At 56.5% G+C, this 12,063-nt stretch carries 7 protein-coding genes and 1 pseudogene; 4 read left to right on the top strand and 4 right to left on the bottom strand.

From position 1 onward, the window contains the following. Positions 1-68 precede the first annotated feature (68 nt). Entirely contained in the window at positions 69-1,421 is a 1,353-nt protein-coding gene (pglB, locus tag QRN85_RS00835) for a polygalacturonase PglB (RefSeq protein ID WP_113170739.1), read from the top strand. Positions 1,422-1,441: 20 nt separating this feature from the next. On the opposite strand, the gene QRN85_RS00840 is transcribed toward pglB, so the two are convergent. The 4 genes from QRN85_RS00840 to QRN85_RS00855 are packed head-to-tail and all read right to left on the bottom strand — an operon-like array spanning position 1,442 to position 7,867. Then, entirely contained in the window at positions 1,442-2,581 is a 1,140-nt protein-coding gene (locus QRN85_RS00840; protein WP_113100345.1) for an alpha/beta fold hydrolase, read from the bottom strand. A 56-nt stretch (positions 2,582-2,637) separates the two neighbouring features. Beyond that, positions 2,638-5,715, bottom strand: coding sequence for an efflux RND transporter permease subunit (locus tag QRN85_RS00845; RefSeq protein ID WP_284756854.1), 3,078 nt, complete (start codon positions 5,713-5,715; stop codon positions 2,638-2,640). Next, positions 5,712-6,797, bottom strand: a complete 1,086-nt coding sequence (locus QRN85_RS00850) for an efflux RND transporter periplasmic adaptor subunit (RefSeq protein WP_113170737.1) — start codon at positions 6,795-6,797, stop codon at positions 5,712-5,714. The genes QRN85_RS00845 and QRN85_RS00850 overlap by 4 nt, the downstream gene beginning before the upstream one ends. Beyond that, positions 6,794-7,867 (bottom strand): efflux RND transporter periplasmic adaptor subunit, encoded by a 1,074-nt coding sequence (locus tag QRN85_RS00855; protein WP_062590033.1) that lies wholly within the window; start codon positions 7,865-7,867, stop codon positions 6,794-6,796. The genes QRN85_RS00850 and QRN85_RS00855 overlap by 4 nt, the downstream gene beginning before the upstream one ends. Before the next feature lie 109 nt (positions 7,868-7,976). Here QRN85_RS00855 and QRN85_RS00860 point away from each other — a divergent pair, with 109 nt between their 5' ends. The 3 genes and pseudogenes from QRN85_RS00860 (at position 7,977) to QRN85_RS24450 (ending at position 11,796) form a co-directional block, all read left to right on the top strand. Further along, positions 7,977-8,600, top strand: coding sequence for a TetR/AcrR family transcriptional regulator (locus QRN85_RS00860; RefSeq protein ID WP_113170736.1), 624 nt, complete (start codon positions 7,977-7,979; stop codon positions 8,598-8,600). Between the two features lie 161 nt (positions 8,601-8,761). Continuing rightward, positions 8,762-9,397: pseudogene (locus QRN85_RS00865) on the top strand (ABC transporter ATP-binding protein); the annotation flags it as partial. 1,709 nt (positions 9,398-11,106) lie between these two features. Next, a complete protein-coding gene (locus QRN85_RS24450; protein ID WP_502870753.1) occupies positions 11,107-11,796 on the top strand; it encodes a ZinT family metal-binding protein in 690 nt (229 codons plus the stop codon). Positions 11,797-12,063: the final 267 nt, after the last annotated feature.

Here is a 12,063-nt window from a genome sequence, read left to right on the forward strand (position 1 = left end):
TGCAAAGCCAAACCGGTTGAAGTTCCGCCTTCGCGATAACATTCCAGCACACTATGTCAGGTAGTCTCATGTCTCTCTCCCCCACGATCCATATTGCCGCACAACCGGACGACCTCACCGAACAGCTGCAATCGCTTTTCGACAGGCATGAAGGCATGCTGCACATCGTCCTGGAGCCGGGCATTCACCGGTGCGGCGGGTTGCGTCTGCGCTCTAATCTCACGATCGAGATCGTCAAAGGTTCAGAACTGCATTTCATTCCCGATTACGAGGCCTATGCCCACACCATGGTTGCGATCGTCGCGGAGGAAAGCGATCGCGCAATGATGACTGCGGTCGGAGAGAGCAATATTGCCCTCGTTGGAGGTGGCCGCATATTCTGCGCGGGATCGACGCTCTATACCCATGGTGAGGATGGCGACATGGGCACATTGGTCGCATCGCGCTATCGCCCCCGCATTCTCGTTCTGGACGGCTGCAAGAATATCCGCATTGAAGGTCTGCGGATCGACGATTCACCAATGTGGACGATGCATTTTGCTGCCTGCGATACTATTCAGGTCAAGGGTGTGGCGGTCGATAACGACCGGCGTATGCCCAACACGGATGGCATCGTGATCGATGGCTGCCGAAACGTGGACATCATCGACAGCGAGTTCCGCACGGCCGATGATGGCATCGTGCTGAAGACGACACGACGTGAGGATGGAACCCTTACCGGACCATGCGAGAATGTCTCCGTGCGCAACTGCGTCGTTGAAAGCAGATCCTGCGCCCTCAAACTTGGTACGGAAAGCTTCTCTGCGTTCCGCAACATCTCCTTTGAAGATGTCCGCATTGAAAAATCCAATCGCGGTCTCGGAATTTTCTCACGTGATGGCGGGGTGGTTGATGGCGTGCGCTTTGTCCGCATTTCTGTGGATTGCCACGAAACGCCGGCTGGTTTCTGGGGCTCGGGCGAAGCTATCACGATTACTGTGCTGGACCGTCGACCAGAGGAGTTTACGGCCGGCAAGGTCTGCAACGTGCTTATCGAAGACGTCGAAGGCACGATTGAAGGTGCGATCAATATGGTCGCCGAAACCGAAGGCGGCATTTCCGATATCACATTGCGAAACATCGCATTGGAGCAAAAGGCAGGCCCACTGAAGACGGGACTGCGCTACGACATTCGCCCGACCATCGATGATCGTTTCGACCGCTTTCCGATTGGAGATAAGAGTGCCGGACGCGTCAACGCCTGGCGCTTTGGCCCGGATGGCCAGATTATTGGCCTGATTGCATATCCGGGTGGGATGCCAGCCATCTTTACCAAGGGTGTGTCCAACCTTGTCACCGAAAATATCAGGATCGGCCGTCCCGAGCCGCTGCCGGAAAACTGGAACCGCGAGATTGTGGTGAACGCTGCTGCTTCAAGCTGACAGCAGCGTTCACGACATTCCTATTGTGGGCTGACGAGCTGGCCTGCCAGTCTGAATGGGCTGGCCACGGCGGCACCAGCTGCGTCGAAAACAAAGGCGCCGATGTTTCTGCCATTCGTGCGCATTTTTGTTTCCGCCTTGTCCAGATTTCCTGCAAACTTTGCCAGCGAAGCATATCGGTCGTGGCCAAGCCCATCTGACGACTGCAGCGATGAAATGTCGATGACGGTGAGATGCTCGGCTTTGGCGGTTTTTTCGATAATGGGATCGTGGATATCCAACAGGCCGACGCGAGGACGTTCTCCTCCGACGAAACTGGAGATGCTGAGTGCGTTATCCTGTTTCGAGACAAGCAGAACAATGGGATTGCGGATACGGCCAATATCCTTGAGCTGTGCCTGGAATACGTCGGTGTCGATATCCGGTGCCGCCAGCACAATTTGCAGCTTTTGCAGGACGTCGTCACGGCCCTGAAGTTTCAGCTGCCTTGAGACTTCCATCGAGAGAAAGCCTCCCATGCTGTGTCCGAACAGAATGATGCGTTTGATCTTTGGTGATCGCCCAAGTGCCTTGAGAAGCGCATCCAGCTCCGTGCGTGAATACAAGACGGCATCCCTGTCGGCGACGTAGCCGGCAACGCTTGCAGCCGAGGGCCAGGAGAACATGATCGGAGGGCTCATTGCATTGGCGTCTGCGGCAACCTGCGCTGTTCGAAACAAGGCCTCCTGGTAGGAATAATTGTAGCCATGCACGAAAACAGCGACTGTCCCATCGAATCTGGCCGCCTGCGTCGCTTCCCGCACAAGCGCGTCGAGCGAGAGCTTTTCGCGTTCAAGCACGATGTAATCGCGTTTCGGGTCCGGCTTGGCGGTAGGGTACTTTATCGCCGCACCGTTTCTGTCTTTCGGAATGGAAAAAACGAAACGGTCGTAATGAAGGTTTTGGCCCCACCGGTTTCCAAATGTCCCGTCCTTCGTTTCGCGATCGCGATTGGTGACCGCAAGCACGCTTAGCGTTTCAGCTGCGTCATTTTTCAATGCCACGGGCTTGAGAACATCCGGGCTTGGGCGCGAAACGCAGCCGGTCAGGGCAAACAGGACTGCAATCACGCTGAGGAGACTGAAACGGCCTCTGTCGCTTCTAGAGAGGGAAAGAAACATCATGGGGGTCGCTTTATGGAGGGAAAAAGGTAACGGGGCGTCTGGCGCCCCGTCTCTTAGCAGGCAGGTGCCGGCGTGTCTGTCGGCTCGACATCATCTTCGCGTGGAATTCTGAACCAGGCAACATAGAGAGCTGGAAGAAACAGAAGCGTGAGAACCGTTCCGACAACGATGCCGCCCATCATGGCGTAGGCCATCGGCCCCCAGAAAATCTCGCGAGAGATGGGGATCAGAGCCAAGGTGGCTGCTGCCGCCGTCAACATGATCGGCCGCATTCGGTGTTCGGTCGCTTCTATGACGGCTTTCCAGGGCGACATGCCTTCACTTCGCAGTTGTTCGATCTGCACCACAAGGATGACCGAGTTTCTGATCAGGATCCCGATGAGGGCAAGAACACCGAGGATCGCCACGAAGCCCATTGGCGCGTTGCTGAGCAGGAGCGCGGCGACGACACCGATAAGAGCAAGCGGGGCAACAGCAAAGACAAGGAACAGACGACTGAAGCTTTGCAGCTGCAGCATCAGGATCGTTGCCATTGCCAGCAGCATCATCGGCGCAACCGCGGCGATTGGCCCCTGCGCATCGGCACTGGATTCCACCGAACCACTAATCTCGACCTTGTAGCCTGCGGGCAATGTTTCCGTGAACTTCGCGACTTCGGGCTTCAAGCGTTCGACAATGGTTGCCGGCTGCGTCGTGCCCAATACCGCAGCCTTGATGGTGATGGTCGGAATACGGTCTCTGCGTCCAATCATGGGCTGTTCGAGTTCATAGCGGAACTTCGCGACAGCCGAAAGAGGGACGGATTTGCCGTTCGAACCTGCCAATTGGAGGTTCTTCAAGGTTTCGATAGAGCCGCGTTCGACGTCTTCTGCCCGACCGATGACGTCGATCAGGTAGATATCGTCCCGGATCTGCGTCGTGGACGTTCCCTCTACAATATCGTTGAGCAGGGTCGCGATATCCTGGGACGAAACGCCGAGCTGCCTTGCCTTGTCCTGCAGGACATCAACCTTCACCACACGCGATGGTTCGTTCCAGTCGTAGGTCATGTTGGACAGGAGCGGATTGGAGCTGATGATGGTGCCGAATTGCTGCGCATATTGGCGCACCTTCTGCACATCAGGTCCGCTGATGCGATATTGAACCGGCTTTCCAACGGGTGGGCCAATATCGAGCAGTTTCACAAAGGCGTCGGTGCCTGGGAATGTCTGCGAAAGGTAAGACTGCAGATCATCTTTCAGCCGATTGCGCGCTTCCACATCCTTCGCCACGATAACCGTCTGGCCGAACCAGCTTGCCGGGCTCTGAACATCGTAGGACAGGATGAAACGGGGTGCGCCTTCTCCGACATAGGTTGACCAATGATCGATATCGCCGTTTCCGACAAGCTTGTCCTTCTCGAACTGGGCCATTTGCCTGTTGGTTTCGGCGATGGTGCTGTTTTGCGGCAAGCTCCAGTCGATGATAAGTTCAACGCGGTCCGATGCCGGGAAGAATTGCTGCTGAACGAGACCAAGGCCGCCAATGGAAGCGCCGAACACCAATACCGTCGCTCCAATCGTGAGCCAACGCCACCGCATGGCAATCAGAAGCAGCCAGGCAAAGGCGCGCGCAGTACGTCCCTTTTGCTCATGATGCGATTTCATCGTCTTCGGAAGGATGACGACGCCCAGCAATGGTGTGAAGACCACCGCAACGATCCATGAAACGACGAGCGACACCGCGATGACGACAAAGAGCGTGAAGGTAAATTCGCCAGCCGCGCTGCTGTTCAGGCCGATGGGAATAAAGCCTGCAACCGTGACCAGCGTTCCCGTCAACATGGGGAATGCGGTAGACGTGTAGACGTAGGTTGCTGCCTTTCTCAGGTTGTCGCCAGCCTCAAGTCGCGACACCATCATTTCGACGGCAATCATCGCATCGTCCACGAGCAGGCCGAGCGCGATAATGAGCGCACCGAGTGAAATTCGCTGGAGCGAAATGCCCGTATATTCCATGAACACGAAAGTGATTGCCAGCACGAGCGGGATGGAAACGGCAACCACAAGTCCTGCCCTAACGCCAAGGCTGATAAAGCTGATGGCAAGCACGATCACGACAGCCTCGAAGAGGGCGGTTGTGAAGCCCGAGACCGCTTCCTCAACGACGGCGGGCTGGTCGGACACGCGATTGACCGAGACGCCAATGGGAAGGTCGGCAACGACACGTTTGATTTCTGCGTCGAGATTTTCGCCGAAGGTCAGCAAATTGGCGCCGGGCGTCATGCCGATTGCAAGACCAATTGCGGGCTGTCCATTGAAGCGGAACAGCGACGATGGAGGGTCGACATATCCGCGCTTGATCGTCGCAACGTCGGTCAGCGGGAAATAACGGTCATTGACCCTCAGATTGATGGCTTTGAGGCTTTCCTCGGATGCAAATGCACCGCCCACTCTCAAGGCAATTCTTTCAGGACCGGCATCAACGAAACCGGACTGCGTGACCGCGTTCTGGGACTGCAGTGTCTGGATGATGCTCTGTCGGTCCAGTCCGAGCGCGGCAATCTTGCGCGTCGAGAATTCGAGATAGATGGCTTCGTCCTGCGCGCCGATGACGTCAATCTTGCCTGCATCCGGCACTGTCAGAAGCTTGGCACGGGCGTCCTCGACAAGGTCGCGCAACTGGCGCTGGGAAACGCCGTCTGCCGTAAAGGCGTAGATGTTTCCGTAGACATCGCCAAATGTATCGTTGAAGAATGGACCGACGACACCGCTGGGAAGATCTCCCTTGATGTCGCTGACCATATTGCGAACGCGGACCCAGTTGCCACTGACGTCCCTTGCCTTGGTGGTGGGAAGCAGTTCGACATAAATCGTCGTTTGTCCGGCCTTGGTCTCGCTGCGCGTATAGTCGAGTGCATCAAGTTCTTCGAGTTTCTTCTCGATGCGGTCCGTGACCTGTTTTGTCACCTCCTCTGCGGAGGCTCCCGGCCACTGCGCATTGATGATCATCGTCTTGATCGTGAAGGAGGGGTCTTCCTCACGGCCGAGATTGATGTAGGAGAATGCACCCGCCAGGATGAAGATGATCATGAAATACCAGACGAGCGAACGGTGCTCGAGCGCCCAGTCGGAAAGATTGAACGGTTTCACTGGGCATTCTCCTGGTCAATGCGAACGGCCTGGCCGTCTTTGAGTTGGTTCACGCCCGCCGTCACCACGCGGTCGCCGGCATTGATGCCTTGGGCGACGATCACAGTGCCGGTTGAGGCTGGGGTAGCTTCAAGGGTAACTTCACGGGGAGATACCGTGCCGCTCTTGTCATCCACGATCCACACGAAGGTTTTTGCACCTTCCTTGCGGATGGAAGACGAGGGAACCTTGATGACGGGCGCCGATGTCGCCGTGGCACTTGCCATGATGACGGCTCCCAGACGCAAGGCTTCCGGAGGATTGATCAATGTCAGTTTCGTGCGCCGCGTGCGGGTCGCATCGTCGGCCTCGGGTGCTATTTCACGAACGACAGCCTTGGTGTGAATTGCCGGATCGAGCTGCAACGAAACATCGAATTCCGCGCCGGGCTTGAGAAGCGAGCTTCCGGCCTCCGGCACGTCGATCACGGCATCGCGTTCTTCCGGCCGCGCCACTGTAACAACGCTTTGACCCGCGGAAACGACCTGCCCGACCTCGGCAGATGTTGTGGTGACGACACCATCGAATTCGGCCAGGAGGCGGGAGTAGCCCAGTTGCTCCTCTGCCTTATCAAGGTTAGCCTTCGCCTTGTTGACATTCGCTTCAGCGGTAGCCCGCTCCTGCTGTGCGCTTTCAAAGGTTGCTTTGGCCGCGGACTGGCGCTCGAACAGGGTCTGTTGGCGTTGTTCATTGGTTGCCGCATTTGCCAGCTGTGCCTGGGCATTGGACAAATCCGACTGCGCGCTTCTGACGGCCAGTTCAAGAGAGAGTGGATCTATCGCGGCAAGGACCGCACCTTTTTTGACGACGTCCCCAACCTGGACATTTCGTGCCACGATGCGGCCGAGGATGCGAAAGCCGAACTGGGTCTCGATGCGTGCTTCCACCGTGCCGGGGAGGCTGAAAGCGACTTCCGGTGCCGGCTGTGCAACCATGAAAAGCACAGGACGAGGCTTTTCGGCAGGCGCTTCATCCTGTTTTTCGCAGGATACAAGAAAGGTCGCCGCAAGAAGCAGCGATATCAATGTTGCTTGGACCTTCATTGGGCGGCTCCCTTGTAGGCCACGACTTCGCCGGCAGACAGGAATTTGTTGCCACTGGTCACCACGGTTTCTCCCTCGGAAAGTCCCGCGCGAACTGAGAAGCGTTCATTTGAATAGTCTGCAACTTCTATCTTCCGCAAGGACACGGAACCTGCCTTGGGATCGACGATCCAAACTGCGGGTTGTCCGGAAATCGATGCCATTGCCGACCAGGGCAATTGCATCATGCTTTTCGGCTTGTAACGCGCGGTCGCGGCGACGGCGCTGCCAAGGCGAACATCAGCATTGGCGTCCAGCGCCAGCTTTATCCTCACGGTGCCAGACGATGTATCGATGGTTGGAGATACCTCACGGACGGTCGCCTTGATCGGTTGCCCGCCTGAAAGCATACGCACCATGATATCGTTTTGAATTTCACCGCCAATAAGAACGCTTTCGTCCGCGTTGATCACCGCATCGCGGGGGCCATCGTGCGCCAGCGTGAAAACCAGTTGTGCGGCCTGCGCAACTTGTCCAACTTCGGCGTTTCTTGCGGTAATGATGCCATCGGCATCGGCTTTCAATTCCGTTTGCTCAAGGGCATCGCGGGCAGTATCCACCTGCGCCTGTGCGGACTGGACCGTGCCCTGTGCTGTCAAAAGCGCTTCCTGCGCTTGGTCGAGGGCGGCTCTGGTGGTCACACCGGTATTGAAGAGACTTTGCTGGCGGTCGAAGGCCTGTTGCGCCTGCATCTGCTGCGCTTCAGCCGACTGAAGTGTCGCCACCGCAACCTGAAGATCGGCTTTCTGCTCCTCCGGGTCGATGCGGGCGAGAATCTGGCCCTGCGACACGTGGTCGCCGACGTCGACCAAACGTTCGGTTATGCGGCCGCTAACGCGAAAGGAAAGATCGGACTGAACGCGCGCGCTGACTTCTCCCGTGATCGAGATTTGATCGGTGGATTCAAGCGATTTGACCTGAACCGTTTCGACCAGACGCTTGGGCTTTTCCACCTGCTGGTCGTCGGGTGTGCAAGCGGTCAGGCCCGCCAGGGATGCCGCCGCCAGGGCACTAATAGCAAGACTTCTCATCTATTGCCTCTTGAACCGTGATGAAACCCTGATACATTTGACTTACCGGACAGTCAATGAAATTATTGTATGTTCGAAACGGCTGAAATTTAATGGTTAAGGATAGCATATGAAACGGCTGACGCGCGCCGAGCAAAAGGCACTTCGGCCCACCCAAATTCTTGAAGCAGCATTCCTGGAATTCGTGGAACGCGGCTTCGCGACGGCGAGAGTAGAAGATATCGCAGAGCGCGTTGGCGTAACGAAAGGCACTGTCTACGTCTATTTCCCGACCAAGGAAGAGCTTTTCGCAGCAATGATCCGCTATACGGCTTCGCCACTCGATGATCTGGTGGCGGAGAGCCGTGAGTTGAAAGGCACATGCCCCGAGCGGCTGATTGCGATGTTGCATCTGCTTTACAAACGGCTTCTGGACGACAAGAGGCTTCGTCAGCTTCTGAGGTTCGTCATTTCGGAGGGCACACGCTTTCCCCAGGTCATCGCCACGCACCACGATGATCTGATCGCGCCAATCCTGGCCTGCATACAGTCCATCCTGGACGAGGGCGTAGCCAATGGCGAGTTTGTCGGGGGCCCGCGGGCCACGGCGCGCATCGTTTTTGCTCCTCTCGTCGCAATAGCTGTCGATACACTGGTCCACGGTGATAGCCGCGAACTGGAGGTGCCCGACTTCATGGCGGCCCATCTTGACCTCGTGATGGGCAGTCTTCTGATCCGAAATCAGGACCGTTGAACGCCTGATGTGCTTTTCAAAAAAGACTTGGCAAAATAAATTAAACGGACGGTTCATTTATTTTTTTGAAGTGTAACCTGATGTGGCATCCCTTCATTGGTTGAGGAGGCCAAGAGGGCGAGGCGGCATCGATGGAGGATTTGCGTCGTGCCGAGGCATGTCCGCGTTTCTATGAGGTAACCGGCGGGGCTATCCTGATCGACGGTATCGATATCAGGGAGATGACCCTGAAGTCGCTGCGCTCCAGCATCGGCATTGTCGCACAGGATGTTTTCCTTTTTGCAGGCACGATCCGCGAGAATATCGCCTATGGCCGTCTGGGTGCCACGGAAAGTGACATCGAGGAGGCGGCGCGGCGCGCAAGGCTCGACACTGTGATTGCGGCTCTTCCGGGCGGCCTCGATACCATCATCGGCGAGCGCGGCGTCAAGCTATCAGGCGGCCAGAAGCAGCGGCTGGCCATTGCCCGCATCTTCCTCAAGAACCCGCCGATCCTCATTCTTGATGAGGCAACCTCGGCGCTCGATACCGAAACGGAACGCGCGATCCAGCAGTCACTCGCCGATCTCTCCCAAGGCCGCACGACGCTGGTCATTGCTCACCGGCTCGCCACCATCGCCAATGCCGACCGCATCCTCGTTGTAGAAGACGGCCACATCGTCGAACAGGGACGCCACGCAGACCTTATCGCCCGAAAGCATGGTCGCTATAGCCAGCTCCATGCTGCCCAGTCCGCAGGCCACGTGACTGCTACCAGCGATCAGATGTCCTTTGCGGTGTCGGTTTCTGGCGATTGACGAGGGAGGAAGGCGAACGCGCCTAAATCGCCATTGCTGTATCTCTCCACCTGTGCAGGAGCGCAAAGCAAGGCCGTTTGCACAATGGAAGCCGCCAAAGCGGGCGACGTAGCGAGTAAGCCTGCATATCGCCTGCCCGGAAATGAATGTCCAATACTGTCGCGCGGTCGCGTCTTCAATGGCGTCCTGTGAGTTAAAATAATTTGCTGAATATTTGAGCGCCAGGGGTTGCGCACGCTTCACACCGATCATAAACGTTATAGCATTACATGGGGCACTGAGCGTAGATGCCTTTAGGATGGAGCTACAGCGTCGTCGTGACTGATATTTGCCTGACCTCTGACAATCTAACCCGCGCGTCGTGGAGCATCGCGCTTCGGGAGCAGGAGCGAGTGTGTCCAGCATCGTGTCTTCGCACCGCGGTCGGCTGCCGACGAACCTGCACCTGCCTCCAACGTCATGATGCTTCACGGCGTTAAACCCCGGCATCTATGACCTACCGCAGCTGAGATGCCGTCTAGTGAGACGAAGAAATCCACAACGACAATGTTATGTAATATCATTAAAAGGAGAGAAGAATGGGACATTTAATTCGAAGCGTATCTGCGCTGGCGCTGTCAGCGACCCTTTTGGGGTCGGTGGCTCATGCGCAGGACGATGAAGACAGCAAGACGCTGTACCGCGTCTTTGTGGGAGACCATAAGGATCCAAAGGTCACGGCGTTTGATCTGAGTAAGCCCGAGAAGCGCTGGACGTTCAACACGGTCGGCCAGAATAAGCTGTACAGCGTCAATGAAGGTGCAAGTGTCGTCGCCGTTCAGTCTGACAATGATGCCGTCAACTTTATCAATAGTGGCATTACCCTTCACTCTCATGGTGACCATTCCGACATCGAGATTACCGATCCGCAAGTCGTGACAAAAGCCCTGACCGGCCCGCGCCCCTTTCACGTCATTGATCACAACGGCAAGATTGTCATCAACTTCGACAAGGGCGGTTACAACGAAATCGTTGATGCACATGAACTATCCGATGGCGAGATTGAAACGACACGCCTGAAACAGGCCCGTGCTCATCACGGTTTTGCCGCGCCTGTCGGAAATGGCTGGGTAACCACGGTTGCCTCCGATGCCCCGGTCGAAGGCAATGTGGCTCCGACCCGTGTCGGCTTGCGTGCGGTTAAGGAAGACGGCACGCCCACAGGCGATGTGGTGACCTGCACAGACATTCATGGTGAAGCATTTTCTGGCGCCTTCCTCGCCGCTGGATGCAAGGAAGGTATTTTGGCGGTGACCGCGAGCGCTAATGGCCCAGTGGCCAAGATGCTGACCTATCCCGCCGCTTTGCCGAAGGACCAGACCACCGGCACCCTGCTGGGCGCAAAGAGCATGCAGGTATTCCTCGGCAACTACGGTGCCAGGGGTCTCGTCGTCATTGACCCCGCCGATGAGCCGCACTTCCGTTACATCGAGCTCCCCTTCCGCCGTATCGACTTTGCCCTGGATCCTGTCAACGTTCGCTTTGGTTATGTGCTGACGGAAGACGGCACGCTGCATCAGATCGACATTCTCGGCGGCAAGATTTCCAAGGGCGCCAAGGTAACCGAACCCTATTCCATGGACGGGCACTGGAACGATCCGCGCCCTCGGATCGCCCTGGCTGGAGACGAAGTCGTCATGAGTGATCCCAACGCCGGACTGGTACGTCGTATCTCCAAGACGGACCTGAAGGAAGTCGGCGCGATAAAGGTTGAGGGCAAGCCCTACAACATTGTGGTTGCTGGTGGCAGCGGCCAGGTCCATGAGCACGCTGACGGTGAAGCACACGACCATGCCGGTCATGATCATGCTCACAGTCATGGCGACCCGAAAATCTACGCCGGTTACTTCGAGGACAACCAGGTAAAGGACCGCCCGCTTGCTGACTATGTTGGAGACTGGCAGTCAGTCTATCCTTACCTCAAGGATGGTAGCCTTGATCCCGTCTGGAAGCATAAGGCTGAAAAGGGAACGGCAACCGTAGAAGAAATTCGTGCCGAGTACGAAGTCGGATACAAGACTGACGTAGAGCGTATCACCATCGACGGCGATGTCGTTACCTTCTTCAAGGACGGTCAGCCGTCGAAGGGCACCTACGCCTATGATGGCAAAGAAATCCTGACCTACAAGAAGGGCAATCGTGGCGTACGGTTCATCTTCAAAAAAACAGGCGGTGACGCGACGGCTCCGCAATACATCCAGTTCAGCGACCACGGAATTGCTCCGAACAAAGCAGACCATTACCACCTCTATTGGGGTAACGACCGCGCAGCCTTGCTGAAGGAAGTCACCAACTGGCCGACTTATTATCCGTCTTCATTGAAGGCAGAAGAGATTGTCAGCGAAATGAAGGCTCATTAATCGACCAAACCAACGACGACAGCATCCGGCCTTCACTGGACGGATGCTGCTCCATCGGAAAAGTTCATTCCTTTTGTTAAGCGGGGTAGGGCTCAATCTGTGCGACATCAGTTTCCGCGCGGCTGCCTCGCGCCCACCCCGCATTATCAACAAGTCCCTGTCGCAGATTTTCCGGAAGTCGCTGGTTCGATTTCGTTCAAGAACTTGGAAATGTCCTAAAACAGCGCGACACTCATTCATGTTACTGTTAAACCCCCGTCTCGCGTT

The sequence above is a fragment of the Agrobacterium sp. fls2-241-TYG-188a genome (assembly GCF_030209845.1).

What these genes read in the sequence shown, in the direction of transcription:
- QRN85_RS00850 (WP_113170737.1), bottom strand. Translation starts at nt 6,797, where the DNA reads ATGAAGGTCCAAGCAACATTGATATCGCTGCTTCTTGCGGCGACCTTT.
- QRN85_RS00840 (WP_113100345.1), bottom strand. Translation starts at nt 2,581, where the DNA reads ATGTTTCTTTCCCTCTCTAGAAGCGACAGAGGCCGTTTCAGTCTCCTC.
- QRN85_RS00860 (WP_113170736.1), top strand. Translation starts at nt 7,977, where the DNA reads ATGAAACGGCTGACGCGCGCCGAGCAAAAGGCACTTCGGCCCACCCAA.
- QRN85_RS00855 (WP_062590033.1), bottom strand. Translation starts at nt 7,867, where the DNA reads ATGAGAAGTCTTGCTATTAGTGCCCTGGCGGCGGCATCCCTGGCGGGC.
- pglB (WP_113170739.1), top strand. Translation starts at nt 69, where the DNA reads ATGTCTCTCTCCCCCACGATCCATATTGCCGCACAACCGGACGACCTC.